The following is an 18,883-nucleotide window of genomic DNA, read 5'->3' on the forward strand; positions in this document are numbered from 1 at the left end:
AGTAATAGTGTAAGAGATCTACGGCAAGGATCTTAAGGTATATGGAGGATGTCTCTCCATATACCTTTCTTGCTGATTAGAGAAATTGTTGTAAAATCATGGAGGTGCAATTCCGTTGCTTAAATATATCGGTAAGCGATTAATATATATTTTAATCACACTGTTTGTTATTGTAACTGCAACTTTCTTTCTCATGCAGGCAGCACCTGGTGGTCCATTCTCTGGTGAGAAGAAACTTCCTGCTGAAATTGAAGCAAACCTAAACGAGCACTACGGATTGGACAAGCCCTTATTTGTTCAATATGTAAACTACCTAGGTTCAGTTGCAACATTAGATTTTGGTCCCTCATTTAAATATAAAGGACAAACCGTAAATGACTTAATCAGTTCTGGATTCCCCGTTTCCTTTACCCTCGGAATTGAGGCAATTCTCCTCGCATTAGCATTTGGTGTATTGTTTGGGGTCCTTGCAGCGCTCTATCATAACAAATGGCAAGACTATACGATTGCCATTTTAACGATCTTTGGAATTTCAGTTCCAAGTTTCATTTTAGCGGCGCTACTACAATATGTATTTGCATCTGAGGCAAGTATTATAGCGATCTTCCCAGTTGCAGGATGGGAGTCTTGGGCAAGCACCGTACTACCTTCTATTGCACTTTCCTTCATGCCAATGGCATTTATCGCTAGACTTGCACGGTCAAGTATGCTTGAAGTACTAAATAGTGACTACATTAGAACGGCTAGAGCGAAAGGATTAACAAAATCTGCTGTGACGATCAAACACGCCATCCGAAACGCATTGTTACCTGTTATCACATACATGGGACCAATGGCTGCTTCAGTTTTAACAGGTAGTTTTGTCGTTGAGAAGATTTTTGGTATTCCTGGCTTAGGCTCTCACTTTGTCACAAGCATTACAAACCGTGATTACACCGTCATCATGGGTGTCACAGTCTTCTACAGTATTATTCTATTAATCAGTATTCTAGTCGTTGACGTCCTCTACGGTATTATCGATCCTAGAATTAAACTGACGAAGGCGAAGAAAGGGGTCTAACACATGGAAGAGATGAGAAAAGATTTATTTGTGCCTGCGACAGCTGACGCAGCAGAATCTGAAAAAATTTCTAAACCTAGTCTATCTTTATGGAAGGATGCCATGCTTCGCTTCTGTGCCAATAAACTTGCAATGGTTGGACTTACAATCATTTTTATTATCGTGATGCTGGCCATCTTTGTTCCGATGTTTTCTAAATACGATTACTCTACGACTGATTTGCTGAATGCTGACCAGCCGCCTTCAAAAGAACACTGGTTTGGTACAGATGATTTAGGACGTGACATGTTTGTCCGTACATGGGTCGGGGCAAGAATTTCGATCTTTATCGGGCTTGCTGCAGCGGTGCTTGACGTGATTATCGGTATTATCTGGGGAAGTATTGCTGCATTCAAAGGCGGCCGTACAGATGAAGTGATGATGCGTATCGCAGACGTTTTATGGGCAATTCCAACACTATTAATGGTTATCTTAATGATGGTTGTTCTGCCAAAAGGATTATTAACGATTATCCTCGCCATGACAGTCGTAGGCTGGATTAACATGGCACGTATTGTTCGGGGACAGGTTTTACAATTAAAGAGTCAAGAATACGTTCTTGCAGCACAAACATTAGGTGCGAAAACATCTAGACTTTTATTTAAACACTTAATTCCAAACTCAATGGGACCAATCCTTGTGACGATGACATTAACGATTCCTTCTGCTATCTTCACAGAGGCATTCCTAAGCTACCTAGGGCTTGGTGTACCGGCTCCGTTAGCGAGCTGGGGAACAATGGCGTCTGACGGAATTCCAGCCATGACGTATTACCCTTGGAGATTATGGTTCCCAGCCGCATTTATCTGTATTACAATGTTTGGTTTTAACGTGGTTGGAGACGGACTAAGAGACGCTTTAGATCCGAAGTTGCGTAAATAAGGAGTGATTAGGATGGAACGTGAACGTATTCTAGAGGTGAAAGACCTTGCAATCTCATTTAAAACATATGGTGGAGAGGTTCAAGCCATTCGTGGTGTGAACTTCCACTTAAATAAAGGCGAGACACTTGCTATTGTAGGTGAATCTGGCTCTGGTAAAAGTGTGACATCACAAGCGATCATGAGATTAATTCCGATGCCGCCAGGTTATTTCAAGCGCGGACAGATCCTGTTTGATGGCCAAGATATTGTCAAGAAAACTGAAAAACAAATGCAAACCATTCGAGGAAAAGACATCTCAATGATCTTCCAAGATCCGATGACGTCTTTGAATCCAACGATGAAAGTGGGGAAACAAATTACAGAAGTGCTGTTCAAGCATGAACAAATTTCAAAAGAAGCGGCTGAAAAAAGAGCCATTGAACTATTGGAGCTCGTTGGAATTCCAATGCCCGAAAAAAGAATTAAACAATATCCGCACGAATTTAGTGGCGGGATGAGACAAAGGGTTGTCATCGCCATGGCGCTTGCTGCAGATCCAAAGCTGCTGATTGCCGATGAGCCGACGACTGCACTTGATGTAACAATTCAGGCACAAATTTTAGAATTAATGAAAGAAATTCAGCAAAAGGTTGACACTTCGATTATCTTTATTACGCATGATCTAGGTGTTGTTGCCAACGTCGCTGATCGTGTAGCTGTTATGTATGCAGGACAGATTGTGGAGACAGGGACTGTCGATGAAATTTTCTACAATCCAAAGCATCCGTATACATGGGGACTTTTAGCATCCATGCCGAGTCTTGACACAGATGGCGGAGATGAAGGAAAGCTGACTGCCATTCCAGGAACACCGCCAGATCTGACAAACCCGCCGAAAGGAGATGCATTTGCACTCCGCAGCGATTATGCAATGAAAATTGACTTTGAACAAGAACCGCCAATGTTCAAAGTATCAGATACGCATTATGTGAAATCATGGCTACTTCATCCGAATGCACCTAAAGTTGAACCGCCTGCTTCTGTAAAGGCGAGAATGCGTGAACTAGAAGGTAGCTACGAAAAACCTGTATTAGTAAAAGAGGGTGAATAGCATGGCAGAAAAACTGTTAGAAATCAAAAATTTGAAGCAGCATTTCCATACAGCAAGAGGAACTGTGAAAGCAGTTGATGGGGTTTCATTTGATATTTACAAAGGTGAAACGCTTGGTCTTGTAGGTGAGTCTGGTTGTGGTAAATCCACTACGGGCCGTTCGATCATTAGACTTTATGATGCGACAGATGGTGAAGTTCTTTATAAGGGAGAAAATGTACACGGGAAGAAATCAAGACAAAAAATGCTTGAGTTCAACCGTCAAATGCAGATGATCTTCCAAGATCCATATGCTTCACTCAACCCTAGAATGACAGTGCTTGATATCATTGCAGAGGGCATCGACATTCATGGCCTTGCAAAAACAAAACAGGCGCGTAAAGAGCGTGTGTACCAATTACTTGAAACTGTTGGCTTGAACAAAGAGCACGCGAACAGATACCCGCATGAATTCTCAGGCGGTCAAAGACAGCGTATCGGAATTGCACGTGCATTAGCAGTAGAGCCGGATTTCATCATCGCCGATGAACCAATCTCTGCATTAGACGTGTCGATCCAAGCGCAGGTCGTCAATTTATTGAAAGAGCTTCAAGAGGAAAAAGGTTTAACGTACTTATTCATTGCTCATGACTTGTCCATGGTAAAATACATCAGCGATCGTATCGGTGTGATGTATTTTGGAAAATTGGTTGAGCTGGCACCAGCGAATGAATTATACGAAAACCCGCTTCATCCATATACAAAATCATTGCTGTCTGCGATTCCGCTTCCAGATCCTGATTATGAGCGTAACCGCAAACGAATCAAGTATGATCCATCTGTTCACAAAGGAACAAACACCGAGTTCCGTGAAGTGAAGCCAGGTCACTTTGTGAGCTGCACAGAGGAAGAATTCAAAGAGCTACAGGCGAAACAATCATAAGAAGGAAGAAGCACTGCTAAGTCAGTGCTTCTTTTTTTATTTTACAAAAAAAGAAGATGATGGTAATTTTTAGTTAAGTACAAGCAGATACCGGAGGAAATCAAATGTTAAATTGGAAAACCTTTCGTTATTCATTGCTTCATGTTCTCATTGTATTCATGCTTTTTTCAACGTCTTTTTTCAGGAAACCAAACGGAGGAAAGTGGATGCTCGCGTTTATGGTACTCATTGGGATTGTGTCTTTTTCAATGGAATATATGCTTAACCGAAAGACAAGCGGTCAGAAGCATGAAGCATGGCGCGTAAAATATCTTTATTTCATTATGCTTCAAATTGCGATGACAATTATCCTGTTTGTCTGTATTCAACTCGTCATGAATCGTTCGTTATAAAACTTTTTTTGCGTTAATTGAAAAAAAGTGAAACTACTTAAGACTTTGCTGCGTCTTACTAGTACAGGCGTTTAAATAGCAGGAAATCGGGAATATCTAAGGAAGTGGTTCTTAACTATAGCATAAGGAGCAGATCCATGAATTGGTATGAAAAGCTCAGTGAATACTTCCCGATAGAAGAAATGAAGTCAAAAGAGCATATGGAAGCTTTATTAAAGGAAAGAAGTGATATTTATCATAAGGAGGAAGGACCTCATCATGTGATGATGTACGCCGAATTTGATTCTTTCATCTTTATTGATTATTTATTTGTTTCCAAAGATGCAAGAGGTGAAGGCCTCGGGTCAAAGCTTATTCATAAGCTGAAGGAAAAAAAGAAACCGATCTTGCTTGAGGTCGAGCCTGTAGATGAAGATGATGCAGATACTGCAAAACGCCTAAAGTTTTACCAAAGAGAGCACTTCAAGCATGCAGAATCAATCGGTTATAAACGCAGGTCACTTGCAACAAATGAAGTGAACCGCATGGAAATTCTTTATTGGTCGCCTCTTACAAATCATGAGGAAGAGATCATGGAAGCCATGAGGAAGACCTATGAACGAATCCATACGTATAAAGATGAAGAATGGTATGGACAATCGTATGAGGATGTTGATGATGTATTGAAGATCATTGAAAATAGAAAGCAAAAAAATATTTTCGATCATCTCGAGTAAATGAGAATGTTCTGACATCCAGCAGCACGACAAAATGAATGAAATTGTCTAGTTTTTGTCACAAAAATTGCAAGAAAATCTGTTCACACTTACTTTTTTATAGTATAATCACTATAAAGATTACTTATTTAGAACAATTTTAATTTAAGAATACAGATCAATATTCATTCTACAAATTGAGGAGTGAAGATTTATGGTAACATTATACACATCACCAAGCTGTACATCATGTAGAAAAGCAAGAGCGTGGTTAGAAGAGCACAATATCCCATATCAAGAGAGAAACATTTTTTCTGAGCCTCTTTCAATCGATGAAATCAAAGAAATTCTTCGAATGACAGAAGACGGTACAGACGAAATTATCTCAACACGTTCAAAAGTATTCCAAAAACTAAATGTCAATGTTGAGACAATGCCGCTTCAACAATTGTATAAACTAATCAATGAGCATCCAGGTCTTTTGCGTCGTCCAATTATCTTGGATGAAAAAAGATTACAAGTTGGGTACAATGAAGATGAAATTAGACGTTTCTTACCAAGAACGGTTCGTACATTCCAACTAAGAGAAGCTCAGCGACTTGCTAACTAATAAAAACATAAAAAGCTGCCGATCATTTGGCAGCTTTTTTTATTTATTTTCAGCCGTTTGTTCGTAAAAGAGGCTCGCTAATATGACCACTATGACGGTTAAAAACGGAAGCATCAATTCAAGCGTGGCATGCTGTGCCATAAATTCAGCCAATTTCACATCACGCACAATCATTTCACCCCCTGTAAAGGCCAAGAGAGCACTTCCTCCGTATAAAAGAAACGGAAATTTTGTTAAAGCTGCATGAATCAGCTTGCTTCCCCAAATAATAATCGGTACAGAAATCATGAGGCCAAAAGCGGTCAGAAGCATGTTGCCTTTTGCTGCACCTGCAACTGCGATGACATTATCAAGTGACATAAAGAGGTCAGCAATCACAATGGTTTGAACCGCACGCCAAAGGGAGCCGCTGCTCTTTATCCGAATCGATTCCTTCTTTTGTTCAATTAACAGATTGTATCCTATATAAAGGAGAAAAAGACCGCCAATAAACTGCAAATAAGGGATAGTCAATAAATAAACGGCGGCACCAGTCATTGTAATTCTCATCAACACGGCTAAAAGAGTGCCGATCCAAATGGCTTTATTGCGTTTGTCATGTGATAAACTGCGACTCGCCATCGCAATAATGAGCGCATTATCTCCGCCTAAAATTAGGTCTATGCCAATAATCATCAATAAGGATACGATCCACTCTGTTTCCATCTATTTCACCTCATGTCCCAAATAGAGCTCGTACAACCAATATATGAGGACAATTCAAATATATGTTTCTGCAAGTTTTCTCTGCAAAAAATGCGTTTTTATTTCTTTTATTCATGTTTTATCATAAAATAGACAGTACGAAGCAATACCTCAATTCTTTAAACGGTTAACATGTAGACGGAACGGGTAAAGTGTAGTAAAGTACTATTAATTGGGAGCTTGTATGTCCCTTCAACATCTTATATAGAAGGGAAGGTTGGCAAAATGGAAATCGAAAGAATAAATGAACATACAGTCAAATTTTATATTTCCTACGGTGATATTGAAGATCGCGGATTTGACCGTGAAGAGATCTGGTACAATCGTGAGCGCAGTGAAGAGCTGTTTTGGGAAGTAATGGACGAAGTGCACGAAGAAGAAGAATTTGCAGTAGAGGGACCGCTTTGGATTCAAGTACAGGCACTTGACAAAGGTCTTGAAATTGTCGTGACAAAAGCCCAACTTTCTAAAGATGGACAAAAGCTCGAATTGCCGATTCCAGAAGATAAAAAAGATCAAACAGATGAAGAAAGCTTAGACGCACTGCTTGATGATTTTCATAAAGAAGAGCAAGATCAAGAAGACCATAATGAGAAGGACAAAAAACTTCAACTTCAATTCGTATTGAAAATGGATGACTTTGAAGATTTGATTGCACTTTCTCAATTAAATATGCAGGATTTTACCACAAGTTTATATTCGTTTGAAAACCGTTATTATCTATATGTTGACTTCCACGAGGATTTGTCAGATGAGCAAGTGGAGAATAAGCTCAGCATTTTGCTTGAATATGCTCATGAATCAGTGGTCAGCATCTACAGACTGAAAGAATACGGTCAGCTGATTATCGAAGGGAATGCCCTTGAAACGATTCAACAGCACTTCTCGTAACTAACAAAAAGTCGATTTCTATAGAGGAATCGGCTTTTTTATCTGAATGAATAGGTAAATAAAGAGATCGGCAAGGAGAAAAATGAAATGAGAAATGTAGTCAAAGTTCTATTTTTTCTAATCATTACGGTAGGTGCTTATTTAATCATCCAATTGATTGTCGGTGATTTAGCGGTAAGTGTATTAAGTTCTGTGAGTGTTCTATTTACTTTATCGATTATTTTCATCGGATTTGTTATTTTCTTGGAGAACCGGAATCCGTCTCAAACGATTACATGGCTTGTCCTGCTTGGCAGCTTTCCGTTATTCGGCTTTTTGTTCTACATTTTCTTTGGACGCAATATCAAAAAGCGCCGGCTGTTTGAAAAGAAGGCGGTATTGGACGAGAAGTTAATTCAGGAAGATGAACGTATCCATAGAGAAGCGATTGAAAAAATGACGCATATGGGTGATCATCAGCAGCTCTTATTTAAGCTGGCCCACAGACTCGGACATACTCCTATTACATATCGCACGTCCTCTAAAGTCTTAACCAATGGTGAAGAAACATTCTCTCATATTTTTGAAGAGATTAAAAAAGCAACTCATCACATTCATTTAGAATATTACATTCTCCGCCACGACGACCTTGGCCAAGAATTAAAGGACATTCTCATTGAAAAAGCGAAAAATGGCGTGATTGTCCGCTTTTTATATGACGATGTAGGAAGCTTAAAGCTCTCCCGTCAATATATTGCTGACCTAGAAAAGGCTGGCGTTCAGATCGTTCCGTTTTTACCAGTAAGGCTCCCCCTTTTAAATAATAAAATCAACTTCCGAAATCATAGAAAAATTGTCGTAATTGATGGGGAAGTGGGATTTGTCGGCGGGCTTAACATTGGAGACGAGTACATGGGCAGAAGCAGACAATATGGATTCTGGCGTGATACTCATTTGATGATTAAGGGCGAAGCTGTTCGTGACCTCCAGCAGATTTTCATGCAGGATTGGTACTATATGACGAATGAAAGATGCTCTGGTGTGGACTATTTCAAAGATTTCAGCCACCTTGAGAGTACAACAGAAGGCGTACAAATGATTGCTGGCGGGCCTGACAAGCAGTGGGAGGTCATTAAAAATCTCTTTTTCTCCATGATCATCTCCGCCAAAAAGTCCATCTGGATCGCTTCACCGTATTTTGTGCCGGATGATGATATTTTGTCCGCATTGAAAATTGCCGCATTGAGCGGAGTAGATGTACGGATTATTGCTCCAAAGAATCCAGATAAACGGATTGTTTTCCATGCATCTCGTTCATACTTCCCGGAGCTTCTTGACGCAGGAGCAAAGGTATACGAGTATGATCAAGGCTTTATGCATAGTAAATTTATTATTGTGGATAGCGAGCTGGCTTCGATAGGAACGGCAAACATGGATATGAGAAGCTTTCATTTGAACTTTGAAGTGAATGCCTTCCTCTATAAAACAAAAAGCACCGAGAAGCTCGTCAATGATTTCTTAGGTGATTTAGAGCAGTCACATGAAATTGTTCCAGAAGAGTTTGCAAAGAGACCCTTGGGGGTCAGACTGTTTGAATCAACAGCAAGATTATTATCACCACTTTTATAAAGATTGTATTTTCCCCCTTTTCTATAAGGGGGATTTTTGATTTTACTAAGGAAATGATCAGTAAAATCATCTTTTGACACGATAAAAATTCATTTTGTCTATTCGCTTCCTTAAAGACGAACAAGCTATAATACGCTCATCAAAGAGCGAGGGGCGAACTGAATGAATGCAGCAATTATGGATAACGGTAAGCTTATCCGAATGACACATCATCTATCGAAAAGCCGTCTGGAGCATGTAAGAACGACGTGCAAATTTTATTGTCCTGAGTGCAGGGAGGAGGTGCAATTAAAGCTAGGGGAGCATCGTGTCTATCATTTTGCGCATAAACAGCTGACAGCATGTCCGCTAGCTTCAGGCGAAACGGCTTATCATCAGGCGGGAAAGGAAGCCATTATGAATTGGCTGAAGGGGCTTGGACATAAACCGGCGCTGGAAAAGTATATGTCAAATATTCATCAGCGTCCTGATGTGACCGTCTCTATAGGAAATGAAAACTATGCAATTGAATTTCAATGTGCAAATATTTCCCGGCAAGAGCTTCGCAGAAGAACAGCAGGTCTCCGCGAGGCAGGGCTCTTTCCCATATGGATGATAGGGGCAAATCGTTTAAACCGAAAATCTGCCCAGCTTTTTTCTTTCTCCTCCATTCATTGGGGAATTTTAAGGGAATCAGAGGAAAGGCGCTTGATTTTTTTCTGCCCGATCCAGAAAAGGTTCATCCATCTTGATCAATTCCTCGTGTTTCAACCAACGAAAATATGTGCGGCCATGACTGTCAGACCACCTTCAGCATACCGTGATATTCCGGCACTTCTATCTCTGCCTTCCAGCAAGCGTCAAGTAAACCAACAATGGATTAAATGTATACAGCAATTTAGGCAGCGTCCTCCTCGCAGTTTATCAAATGAAAGCAAACGTTTGAGAAATATTTTTTATGAGCATCATCATACGGCATTCCCTTTTTTGCCAACTGAATTATTTATTCCGGTGCAAGAAGCGTATATCTTTACAAGTCCCGTGTATGTTTGGCAAGGGTGTCTCTATGATTGGATGATGCGGAAAAAAGGAAGCGGAAGAGTGACGATTCAACAGCTGATGATGGAAATCAATCGCTGTGTGCAAATGAAAGAAGTGAAACTCCGATATGGCGATGTTTCAAGAGAAGAAATAAAAGAGGTGGTCACTGCATATGTAAATGCGCTTGTAAGACAAGGGTTTTTACATATGACGAAAGAGGGTAATTATGAAGTATCGTCGAATCAAATGCCTATACGAACACTAGATGAAGTGTTAAAACGAGATGCTTTCTTATTTCATTAGCATGTTTCATGACCACTTTGATCATGATAAGAAAAAGGTGGTGTTGCTATTGAATCAAAAGAAACGCTTTTTCCTCATTTTTTTAGTCTGTTTGGTATTTATTTCTGCATATGATTTGACAAATATAGTTCAAAACAAAGAAGATAAATACAACACCAATTTCTTTCACTTTCCGAAAGGTTGGTTTAACACAACTCATGCAAGGGGGATTCATATGACTTCACAAAACAAAAACAATCATTTACCAGACAGAAGCGAAGTAAAAGAAGAAAACAAATGGCGTCTTGAAGATATTTTTGAAAGCGTCGATGCATGGAACAAGGAATTCGAAGCGGTCAAAAAAGAAATTCCGAAGCTGGCCCAGTTTAAAGGAAAGCTGGCCCATTCTGCTGATGTTCTGTATGAAGCCCTCACCTTTCAGGATCAACTTTCTGAAAAGCTTGGCAAGCTTTATACATATGCGCACATGAAATATGATGAAGATACAACGAACTCATCATTTCAGGCGTTAAATGATAAGGCATCGAATCTATTTACACAGCTTTCTAGTACATCTGCTTATATTGTTCCAGAGATTTTATCGATTCAAGAAGATAAATTGCAGCAATTCATACTAGAAAAAGAAGAATTAAAACTGTATTCACATGCTCTCGAAGAAATTAATAAAGAGCGTCCACATATTTTAAGTGAAGAGCAAGAAGCTTTATTAGCTGAGGCATCTGAACCACTTTCATCTTCATCTACTACCTTTAGTATGTTTAACAACGCCGATATTTCGTTCCCTTCTGTAAAGGATGAGAATGGAGAGGAAAAGAAAATTACCCACGGCAACTTCATCACATTTTTAAATAGTGATGATCGTGAAGTGAGAAAGAATGCCTTTAAAGCTGTGTATAAAACGTATGATCAGTATAAGAATACACTTGCTTCTACACTGAGCGGTTCGATTAAAAAGGATAATTTTTATGCAAAAGTGCGAAATTACAAATCCGCAAGAGAAGCAGCATTATCACGAAACAGCATCCCGGAAGAAGTGTATGACAATCTAATTGATACAGTTCATCAATATTTACCGTTATTACACCGCTATATTGAATTGCGTAAAAAGGTATTAAAGCTTGATGAAGTGCACAATTACGACTTGTATACACCACTTGTGAAAGATGCTGGCATGAAGCTCACCTATGATGAAGCAAAGGATTATATGCTGAAAGGGTTAGCGCCATTAGGAGAAGAATATGTGTCCGTGTTAAAAGAAGGACTCGACAATCGCTGGGTAGACGTTTATGAGAATAAAGGGAAACGAAGCGGTGCTTATTCATCTGGGAGCTATGGTACAAATCCATATATCCTCATGAACTGGCAAAATAATATTGATAATTTGTTTACTCTGGCTCATGAATTTGGGCATTCTGTACACAGCTACTATACAAGAAAGCACCAGCCATATCCGTATGGAAACTATAGTATCTTTGTAGCTGAAGTGGCTTCCACTACAAATGAAGCGTTACTAGGCGAATACCTGCTCAATCATTTAGACGATAAAAAGCAGCGTTTGTATGTGTTAAACCACTTGTTAGAAGGATTTAGAGGAACGGTATTCAGACAAACGATGTTTGCTGAGTTTGAGCATCTTATTCATGTGAAAGCACAAGAAGGAGAGGCTTTAACGCCAGAATTTATGACAAACCTTTATTACGACCTGAACAAGAAGTACTTTGGTGACGGCATGGTGGTTGATAAGGAAATTGGATTAGAGTGGACGAGAATCCCTCATTTTTATTACAACTATTATGTGTATCAATACGCGACAGGCTATAGTGCGGCGCAGGCATTAAGCAAGCAAATCTTACAAGAAGGAAAACCAGCGGTAGAGCGCTATACCGATTTCCTTAAAGCAGGAAGCTCTGATTATCCAATCAATGTGCTGAAAAAAGCAGGGGTTGATATGGCTTCTAAAGAACCAATCGAAGCAGCATGTCAATTGTTCGAAGAAAAACTAAAAGAAATGGAAGAGCTCATCTCCAAAACAGGTGAGTAATGAAAAGACTTCTGTCAGACGTGTGAGTGCTATCTCATCTTTTGACAGGAGTTTTTTTCTCATAAAAAAAGACCTCTTCAGATGTCGAGGCCGTTCCATGTCAATCATCAACCTTTAAAACCTCTAAAGGTCTTACGGTGATTCATTCGATAAAGCGTAAAAAGAATCGAAGCAAATAAGAGTGGAGACGTTAAATAAAGAGGAAGCATCTTCATTAAGCCTAATATATTTAAAAAGAAACATAAGCCAATGGCAACAAGTCCAATAGTTGTGCTGCGCATGCAGATCCCCCCATTTTTTTGTTACTTTTACTATATGAAAGTGACAACCCTCTTATGTTTTGTGACAAAAATATGAACATATAGTATATCTGTTGTCATAAGTCGACAAAATTTGATATACTACAGATGTGAAATTAATCACATACAAACATTACCCCTTTGTTTGACCGTGAAAAATTTCTCCCATCCCCTTTGTTGTCGTTAAGACATAGTGAAACCGCGCTTATCCCGGCGCGGTTTCTTCGTGTTTATAAATGGAACGAATGTTCCTTTTTGGAGTAAAGAAAAACATGGGTCAGCACCCATGTTCATTTTCACAGCGATAGACATCAAGATCTGTATGGTGGTCATTCTCTTTATAGCGCCAAAACATTTCTTGCTGCACTTGTACACGTTCTACCTTTTGAGCGAAAGCCAGCTTCTTCATTTCTCGTTCAACTTCTTCAAGCGTCAGGTCATAGACAACGGCTATCTCTTTTGCGGAAGCAAATTGAAAGTAAGCAATAAACCATTCAATTGGAGGACGTTCTGATGGTGTTGGTTTTTCACCAATCATTTCAAAAAGGATTTCCTCGTATATATCATAAGAGTAGGCACCTGAAATTTTTAATCCTTCATCTCCATTTACGGTATTAAAAAAGGCGAAGGTCGGAAGCTCAGATACGTCCATTTCAGCTGCAATTTTCATATCACATTGCAGTGCTTTCACAGCACTTTGAGAATGAATGTCGCGCTGGAATTCCTCGATGTCCAGACCAGCACTTTTTGCATTTTCTATCAGTACCTGCTCACTTGTGACATCTTGCTGATGGCAAAAAAGTGATTCTTGAATAAGACGCAAAAATTTCATTCCGCATTTTCTGCCTTGAAGCTCCGCTGCTTTTAGTGCGAGTGAGGCGAGGTAGGGTGATGTCACAATTTGTTCAGACAGCATTTGTTCTTTTTTAGTCTGCGTTTTAGTGGCAAATTTCCCCCATGCTTCAGTCAGTAAATGTTTCTTTCTTTTCCGATTCAAAGCATTAATACTAGAACTTGTTACCGTTCGTAAAGTGAAAAAACGGCCATATTTCATTTTCAACTTTTTAATGGATGGCTCTAATAACCAGCAGTCTGGGCTTAGAGGATCAATGAATACATAGATTTCAATCGGCTTTTGAGGATGTCCGTGACAGTGTGAGAAATATTGATCGTGCGTATTGCAGCTCAAGATCGTCCATCCTTTTCAGGTGTTTGGTTGACCATATGACGAGCCGTCAGAGAAAGCCGTTCAAATAAAAAGTCACGAATATCGCCGGTTAATCCTACTTGATCCATTGCATCCTCCATGCATTCAAGCCATGCGTCAGCCCGCTCCTCAGTAATCGGAAAAGGGAGATGTCTCGCTCGCAGCATTGGGTGGCCATGCTCTTCTGTATAAAGCGGTGGTCCGCCTAAATATTGCGTTAAAAACTGTTTTTGTTTTCTTGCTGTTTCTTTTAAGTCATCCGGGAAAATAGGATGAAGCAAAGGATGACACTTTACATTTTCATAAAAAGTATCAACAAGTTGCGATAGAAGTTCCTCTCCAACCGCTTCGTAAGGTGCGTTAAACGATTGTACCATGTTGACTACTCCTTTTACTCGTAGTTAATAGGATGACTCACCCTATTGCGCATTTCATTTATTTCAAAAGTGATATTCAGTTTGTTCTATTTTATTGTTTCTATTCTTGTACTTATTTTAACAACCTCATCTCAATTCCACAAACAAACCGCTTTGGTCTGCTCAAAATAAAGAGAGAATCGGATTCTGTGATCAATTGACCATATCATAACACATTCAGTCAAAAAAGGGGGAAAAGCGACATACAAAAAACCGAAGAGGTTATTCTCTTCGGTTTAAGCGAAATATTGAGCTGTGATTTTCTTGACATAATTTTGTGTTTCTTTAAATGGAGGAATGCCCCCGTATTTATCTACATTTCCTGAGCCTGCATTATAGGCAGCTAAGGCGAGTGAGATATTTCCGTTATATTTATTGAGCATTTGTTTTAAATACTTCGTTCCGCCTTCAATGTTTTGGGACGCATCAAAGGCATTGTTGACGCCAAGTGATTTAGCAGTAGATGGCATGAGCTGCATGAGTCCAAGCGCACCTGCATGGCTGACAGCATTTGTGCGGTAGCCGGATTCCTGCTTGATGACCGCGTGAATCAGCTTTTCGGGAACGCCATGCTTTTGAGCCATTTGTGACACGATTTGATTAATCTCTTTTGATGATGAGCTGCTTGAGACAGCCTTTTGAAGCGGCGGCGTGTAGCTGTTGTTTAAGACATTTCCAATGCCATTCGCTGTATTTAATTGATTGTCATTTGCATATAAAGATTGGGCCTCAAGCTGATCACTGCCGGAAGTGGCAGATAAATATGGGTTTGTACGCGCATATTGCGTGTTTGGAGCCGTTGATGGATCCGTGCCCAAAAAAGCTGAGATGGAAAGCGGGAGACGTGATAATTCTGATCCGCCTAAAAAATCTTGCAGCAGCGACTGAAATGAAGCTTGGGCATTCGATTCTTGACCCCCAGACATTTGCGTTTGTGCTGGATCTGTCTGTAACGTTTTAAGCGCTTGAAGCTGCATAAAGGATTGAAGTTGATTAACGTTCATCATGTTCCTCCTTCAAGGAATTCATCTATTCTGTGTTTTCATTTTTTCTTCATAAAAACGAACGACTTTGTTTTTTGTGTTTCGTACTGGAATATGAAATTTGCGGAGCAATGCGGAGAAAGCGGCTTGTCCGATTTCCAGGTCGCTCACTTCAAATTCAAGTTCATAGTCCTCTACTGTTAAATATCGGCTGTGATCCAAAACAATTAAGCCTTCTTGGATCATTTTTTCTGCTCTTGACGTTTCAAGTGAACCAAAGAACACAATTTGATCCTTTAGAATGTTCAGGTGGTCTAATCTGTCTGCAACTTCACCTTCTGGCAGCTTAAAATCGTCAAGTTGAGAAGGGGGAGCAATCGTTTGGTGGGTTTCGAGCAAGCCTATTTCGTGTGGTTCCTTTAATGTGAGCACCCATTGACCGTTTTTTTCTCTCATTCTTAATGCAGCCAATTGAGATTTTATATCAAATTGAGGTGTATCAAAATAATAGTTGGTTTGCGTATGGAAATCCGCATCCTTCAATTGAAAATGCTGTTTCAGCTGTTCAAATTCTTCTTTCATTAATAATTGCTTTAGTTCGATTTCAATTTCCTGTGCCATTTGACATCAACCTTTCATTAGAGGAAATATGATTATTGTACATGAAGTGTGTTCAACATGTAAAAGACTGTTTTTTTCTCTCTATTTTCTTTAGGAATGGACCAAAATGAATGAAGAATCTTGGGAAAGGATCATTTAAAAGAGAAAAACAGGATTTTCTCAAAAAGTTCGGTTTATCAATATTGAACTTGATATGATAAAATAAAGCTGTACTTTGTTGTAAAGGAGATCATGATGCAAAACAGAATTGAAATCACAGAAGCAACTTTAAAAGAAGACAGGCTGATTTTGACAATCCAGTCAGAAGAGCAAATCCAAAAAGCAAAAGCATCAGGACAAATGCTTGTTGATTCTGATCACTTTGCGTTCGTTTACATACTTGAAACCGAGGAGTCCTTTTCGTATCTTATTTTAGGGGAACATACATGGGCTCCATTAAAAGAAGCAATGAATCGTGACATCCCTGTCTATTTGGCATCAGATGAACATTCACTGGAACTCATTCAGCTTCAACAGGAATTACATTATTTAATCGACAATATTAAAGACAATGCCAATTACGGAGATATGGAAGAGAAAGTGAAAAGCACATTCCTCTGAAATAATTAGGTATATGGAATTGGGGGAAGTTTCATGGACAAAAAACAATGGGATCAATTCCTCGCACCGTATAAACAAGCAGTCGAAGAACTAAAAGTGAAACTAAAAGGCATTCGAAAGCTGTATGAATTCGAGGATGACCATTCACCAGTAGAATTTGTCACAGGCCGAGTGAAACCCGTTGCCAGCATATTAGAAAAGGCAAAGCGTAAAAACATCCCGATGCATGAGATTGAAACGATGCAGGATATTGCTGGGCTTCGCATTATGTGCCAGTTTGTAGAAGATATACAAGTCGTGAAAAAAATGCTCCAGTCACGTAAAGATTTTGTGGTTGTAGATAAACGCGACTATATTGCAGAACATAAAGAAAGCGGATACCGCTCTTACCACCTTGTTGTGTTATATCCGCTGCAAACCGTAAGCGGAGAGAAACAGCTCCTCGTCGAAATCCAAATTCGTACGCTTGCGATGAACTTTTGGGCGACCATTGAGCATTCTCTGAATTATAAATATAGCGGGAACATCCCGGAGAAGGTCAAGCTGCGCCTTCAAAGAGCATCTGAGGCAGCATCTCGTCTCGATGAAGAAATGTCCGAAATTAGAGGGGAAATTCAAGAAGCACAAGTGGCATTTTCCCGGAAAAAGAAAAACGACAGCTGAGCCAGTTTGATCAAATATGATGCTGCCCTCTCATAGCAGCAAGGTGAAAAAGGAGAAGAATTCATGAAATTTGCAGTTTCTTCAAAAGGGAATTCTGTATCTGACACGCTCAAAAGTAAAATTCAGACTTACTTATTGGATTTTGGTATGGAACTAAATGAAGAGGAACCGGATCTTGTCATTACGGTTGGTGGAGACGGCACCCTTCTTTATGCGTTTCACCGTTATAGCGACCGTCTAAATGAAACGGCTTTTGTCGGTGTTCATACAGGTCATCTTGGCTTTTATGCTGACTGGGTGCCGAGTGAAATTGAAAAACTCGTCTTAGCCATTGCGAAAACGCCTTATCATATTGTGGAATATCCGATCTTAGAAGTCATTGTCAGATACAATGACGGCGGCAGAGAAGAGAAATATTTAGCAATGAATGAATGTACAATTAAAAGCATGGAAGGGACACTTGTGGCAGATGTTGAAATCAGAGGCCAGCTGTTTGAAACATTTAGAGGTGACGGTCTTTGTCTGTCTACACCATCTGGCAGTACGGCCTATAATAAGGCACTAGGTGGCGCCATTATTCACCCTTCCATTAGAGCCATTCAGCTGGCAGAAATGGCTTCAATCAACAACCGAGTGTTTCGGACGGTCGGTTCACCGCTTATTTTGCCTGACCACCATACTTGTGTGATTAAGCCGAGGAATGATGTGGATTTTCAGGTGACCATTGATCATTTAACACTGCTTCATAAAGACGTCAAATCCATTCAATGCCGGGTGGCAGACGAGAATGTCCGTTTTGCCAGATTTAGACCGTTTCCGTTTTGGAAAAGGGTGCAAGATTCCTTTATCGGAAAAGGAGAATAAGAAAGAGGTTGTTCCCGCTGGAATACTTTACGTTAAACAAAACCATAACAGCCAAAGAAGAAGGGCTGCTTTTAAAGGAATATTTAATTGATCTTGGCATTTCAAAAAGAATGCTGACAGATATTAAGTTTGCTGGCGGTGACCTCCTTATTAATGGAGAGCATGTTACCGTGAAGTGCGAGCTGCATGAAGGGGACAGGCTCACCATTTTATTTCCCGAGGAAAAAGTGAGTGAAGGACTAAAGCCTGCACCGATTCCACTTGATATTATATTTGAGGACGAGCATGTCCTTGTGCTGAATAAAAGGCCGTATATTCCTTCAATCCCTTCTCGGGAGCACCCTGAGCACAGTATTGCGAATGGATTGCTGCATCATTATGCCAAGCAGTCTGTTCGGCATACGGTTCATTTGGTGAACCGTCTTGATCGTGACACATCTGGCGTCATGCTTGTGGCGAAGCATCGCTTTGCCCATAGCCTTTTATCAAAGGCGCAAAAAAGTGGAGCGGTTAAGCGAACATACAGAGCGTTTACACATGGCATAATCACAGAAAAACATGGAACGATCGCTGCAAAAATTGCCCGAAAAGGGGATAGTATCATCGAGCGGATGGTTGATGATACTGGGCAGAACGCAGTGACGCATTATTCCGTGCGAGCGGTAATCGCTGAGTTGAACATGTCGGATGTGTCTCTCTCGCTTGAAACCGGGAGAACACATCAAATTCGTGTTCATATGCAATTTCTTGGGCATCCGCTCATCGGAGATACGCTGTATGGCGGAACGACCGAGCGGATAGACCGGCAGGCACTGCATAGTGAAACCCTTGTATTTCCTCATCCGATGACAGGTGAGCAAATGACATTTTCAGCCCCGCTTCCTGATGATATGAAATCATTGCTTTTTTAAATAGAGAAACCCGGTCACCT

General features: G+C 40.1%; 21 protein-coding genes. 15 read left to right on the plus strand and 6 right to left on the minus strand.

Going from position 1 to position 18,883, the window contains the following annotated elements; all coding sequences use genetic code 11:
- Positions 1–115: 115 nt before the first annotated feature.
- The 7 genes from NSU13_RS05580 to spxA all read left to right on the plus strand — a co-directional run bounded on the left by NSU13_RS05580 (position 116) and on the right by spxA (position 5,692).
- Positions 116–1,060 carry an ABC transporter permease gene (locus NSU13_RS05580; RefSeq protein ID WP_024425044.1) on the plus strand — a complete coding sequence of 315 codons (945 nt, stop codon included), beginning with the start codon at positions 116–118 and terminating at the stop codon, positions 1,058–1,060.
- Positions 1,061–1,063: 3 nt separating this feature from the next.
- Positions 1,064–1,981 (plus strand): ABC transporter permease, encoded by a 918-nt coding sequence (locus tag NSU13_RS05585; protein WP_342489924.1) that lies wholly within the window; start codon positions 1,064–1,066, stop codon positions 1,979–1,981.
- A gap of 3 nt (positions 1,982–1,984) precedes the next feature.
- Positions 1,985–3,073 (plus strand): ABC transporter ATP-binding protein, encoded by a 1,089-nt coding sequence (locus NSU13_RS05590; protein WP_087975602.1) that lies wholly within the window; start codon positions 1,985–1,987, stop codon positions 3,071–3,073.
- A gap of 1 nt (position 3,074) precedes the next feature.
- On the plus strand, positions 3,075–3,995 hold the full coding sequence (locus NSU13_RS05595; protein WP_024425041.1) for an ATP-binding cassette domain-containing protein: 921 nt from the start codon (positions 3,075–3,077) through the stop codon (positions 3,993–3,995).
- A 104-nt stretch (positions 3,996–4,099) separates the two neighbouring features.
- Positions 4,100–4,387, plus strand: a complete 288-nt coding sequence (locus NSU13_RS05600) for a hypothetical protein (protein ID WP_061109673.1) — start codon at positions 4,100–4,102, stop codon at positions 4,385–4,387.
- A 137-nt stretch (positions 4,388–4,524) separates the two neighbouring features.
- Entirely contained in the window at positions 4,525–5,103 is a 579-nt protein-coding gene (locus tag NSU13_RS05605; protein WP_034282062.1) for a GNAT family N-acetyltransferase, read from the plus strand.
- A 193-nt stretch (positions 5,104–5,296) separates the two neighbouring features.
- Positions 5,297–5,692: a transcriptional regulator SpxA gene (spxA, locus tag NSU13_RS05610; RefSeq protein WP_003211421.1), complete on the plus strand. Its 396-nt coding sequence runs from the start codon at positions 5,297–5,299 to the stop codon at positions 5,690–5,692.
- A 39-nt stretch (positions 5,693–5,731) separates the two neighbouring features.
- Here the strand turns inward: spxA and NSU13_RS05615 are convergent, their stop codons facing one another.
- On the minus strand, positions 5,732–6,397 hold the full coding sequence (locus tag NSU13_RS05615) for a TerC family protein (protein ID WP_034282060.1): 666 nt from the start codon (positions 6,395–6,397) through the stop codon (positions 5,732–5,734).
- A gap of 264 nt (positions 6,398–6,661) precedes the next feature.
- Between NSU13_RS05615 and mecA the strand changes: the two genes are divergently transcribed.
- The 4 genes from mecA (at position 6,662) to pepF (ending at position 12,299) form a co-directional block, all read left to right on the plus strand.
- Complete coding sequence (gene mecA, locus NSU13_RS05620; RefSeq protein WP_024425038.1) at positions 6,662–7,327, plus strand: adaptor protein MecA; 666 nt, start codon at positions 6,662–6,664, stop codon at positions 7,325–7,327.
- A gap of 87 nt (positions 7,328–7,414) precedes the next feature.
- Positions 7,415–8,935, plus strand: coding sequence for a cardiolipin synthase (gene cls, locus NSU13_RS05625; RefSeq protein ID WP_034282056.1), 1,521 nt, complete (start codon positions 7,415–7,417; stop codon positions 8,933–8,935).
- 162 nt (positions 8,936–9,097) lie between these two features.
- On the plus strand, positions 9,098–10,258 hold the full coding sequence (locus tag NSU13_RS05630; protein ID WP_046310560.1) for a competence protein CoiA family protein: 1,161 nt from the start codon (positions 9,098–9,100) through the stop codon (positions 10,256–10,258).
- Positions 10,259–10,472: 214 nt separating this feature from the next.
- Complete coding sequence (gene pepF, locus NSU13_RS05635; protein ID WP_282707040.1) at positions 10,473–12,299, plus strand: oligoendopeptidase F; 1,827 nt, start codon at positions 10,473–10,475, stop codon at positions 12,297–12,299.
- 107 nt (positions 12,300–12,406) lie between these two features.
- On the opposite strand, the gene NSU13_RS05640 is transcribed toward pepF, so the two are convergent.
- From NSU13_RS05640 to NSU13_RS05660, 5 genes are all read right to left on the minus strand, one after another.
- Positions 12,407–12,580, minus strand: a complete 174-nt coding sequence (locus NSU13_RS05640; RefSeq protein ID WP_024425034.1) for a hypothetical protein — start codon at positions 12,578–12,580, stop codon at positions 12,407–12,409.
- A 295-nt stretch (positions 12,581–12,875) separates the two neighbouring features.
- Positions 12,876–13,787 carry a ClpXP adapter SpxH family protein gene (locus NSU13_RS05645; RefSeq protein WP_024425033.1) on the minus strand — a complete coding sequence of 304 codons (912 nt, stop codon included), beginning with the start codon at positions 13,785–13,787 and terminating at the stop codon, positions 12,876–12,878.
- Positions 13,784–14,182: a thiol management oxidoreductase gene (locus NSU13_RS05650; RefSeq protein WP_008355333.1), complete on the minus strand. Its 399-nt coding sequence runs from the start codon at positions 14,180–14,182 to the stop codon at positions 13,784–13,786. Before NSU13_RS05650 ends, NSU13_RS05645 begins: the two co-directional genes overlap by 4 nt.
- Positions 14,183–14,457: 275 nt before the next feature.
- Entirely contained in the window at positions 14,458–15,225 is a 768-nt protein-coding gene (locus tag NSU13_RS05655; RefSeq protein WP_034282051.1) for a lytic transglycosylase domain-containing protein, read from the minus strand.
- A 21-nt stretch (positions 15,226–15,246) separates the two neighbouring features.
- Positions 15,247–15,825 carry a CYTH domain-containing protein gene (locus NSU13_RS05660; protein ID WP_144496572.1) on the minus strand — a complete coding sequence of 193 codons (579 nt, stop codon included), beginning with the start codon at positions 15,823–15,825 and terminating at the stop codon, positions 15,247–15,249.
- A gap of 234 nt (positions 15,826–16,059) precedes the next feature.
- Between NSU13_RS05660 and NSU13_RS05665 the strand changes: the two genes are divergently transcribed.
- From NSU13_RS05665 to NSU13_RS05680, 4 genes are all read left to right on the plus strand, one after another.
- The gene (locus tag NSU13_RS05665; protein ID WP_034282045.1) at positions 16,060–16,425 is read left to right on the plus strand and encodes a hypothetical protein; all 366 of its coding nucleotides are present in this window, start codon (positions 16,060–16,062) and stop codon (positions 16,423–16,425) included.
- A gap of 33 nt (positions 16,426–16,458) precedes the next feature.
- Positions 16,459–17,088: a GTP pyrophosphokinase family protein gene (locus NSU13_RS05670; RefSeq protein ID WP_024425028.1), complete on the plus strand. Its 630-nt coding sequence runs from the start codon at positions 16,459–16,461 to the stop codon at positions 17,086–17,088.
- Between the two features lie 63 nt (positions 17,089–17,151).
- Complete coding sequence (locus tag NSU13_RS05675; RefSeq protein ID WP_003211364.1) at positions 17,152–17,952, plus strand: NAD kinase; 801 nt, start codon at positions 17,152–17,154, stop codon at positions 17,950–17,952.
- Between the two features lie 8 nt (positions 17,953–17,960).
- Complete coding sequence (locus NSU13_RS05680; protein WP_252050345.1) at positions 17,961–18,863, plus strand: RluA family pseudouridine synthase; 903 nt, start codon at positions 17,961–17,963, stop codon at positions 18,861–18,863.
- Positions 18,864–18,883: the final 20 nt, after the last annotated feature.

It is taken from the genome of Bacillus sp. FSL M8-0049 (assembly GCF_038593355.1).
GTDB lineage: Bacteria > Bacillota > Bacilli > Bacillales > Bacillaceae > Bacillus > Bacillus safensis.

Coding starts and splice junctions, on each gene's coding strand:
- NSU13_RS05585 (WP_342489924.1), top strand. CDS start 1,064: ATGGAAGAGATGAGAAAAGATTTATTTGTGCCTGCGACAGCTGACGCA.
- NSU13_RS05595 (WP_024425041.1), top strand. CDS start 3,075: ATGGCAGAAAAACTGTTAGAAATCAAAAATTTGAAGCAGCATTTCCAT.
- NSU13_RS05600 (WP_061109673.1), top strand. CDS start 4,100: ATGTTAAATTGGAAAACCTTTCGTTATTCATTGCTTCATGTTCTCATT.
- NSU13_RS05605 (WP_034282062.1), top strand. CDS start 4,525: ATGAATTGGTATGAAAAGCTCAGTGAATACTTCCCGATAGAAGAAATG.
- spxA (WP_003211421.1), top strand. CDS start 5,297: ATGGTAACATTATACACATCACCAAGCTGTACATCATGTAGAAAAGCA.
- NSU13_RS05615 (WP_034282060.1), bottom strand. CDS start 6,397: ATGGAAACAGAGTGGATCGTATCCTTATTGATGATTATTGGCATAGAC.
- mecA (WP_024425038.1), top strand. CDS start 6,662: ATGGAAATCGAAAGAATAAATGAACATACAGTCAAATTTTATATTTCC.
- cls (WP_034282056.1), top strand. CDS start 7,415: ATGAGAAATGTAGTCAAAGTTCTATTTTTTCTAATCATTACGGTAGGT.
- NSU13_RS05630 (WP_046310560.1), top strand. CDS start 9,098: ATGAATGCAGCAATTATGGATAACGGTAAGCTTATCCGAATGACACAT.
- pepF (WP_282707040.1), top strand. CDS start 10,473: ATGACTTCACAAAACAAAAACAATCATTTACCAGACAGAAGCGAAGTA.
- NSU13_RS05640 (WP_024425034.1), bottom strand. CDS start 12,580: ATGCGCAGCACAACTATTGGACTTGTTGCCATTGGCTTATGTTTCTTT.
- NSU13_RS05650 (WP_008355333.1), bottom strand. CDS start 14,182: ATGGTACAATCGTTTAACGCACCTTACGAAGCGGTTGGAGAGGAACTT.
- NSU13_RS05655 (WP_034282051.1), bottom strand. CDS start 15,225: ATGAACGTTAATCAACTTCAATCCTTTATGCAGCTTCAAGCGCTTAAA.
- NSU13_RS05660 (WP_144496572.1), bottom strand. CDS start 15,825: ATGGCACAGGAAATTGAAATCGAACTAAAGCAATTATTAATGAAAGAA.
- NSU13_RS05665 (WP_034282045.1), top strand. CDS start 16,060: ATGCAAAACAGAATTGAAATCACAGAAGCAACTTTAAAAGAAGACAGG.
- NSU13_RS05670 (WP_024425028.1), top strand. CDS start 16,459: ATGGACAAAAAACAATGGGATCAATTCCTCGCACCGTATAAACAAGCA.
- NSU13_RS05675 (WP_003211364.1), top strand. CDS start 17,152: ATGAAATTTGCAGTTTCTTCAAAAGGGAATTCTGTATCTGACACGCTC.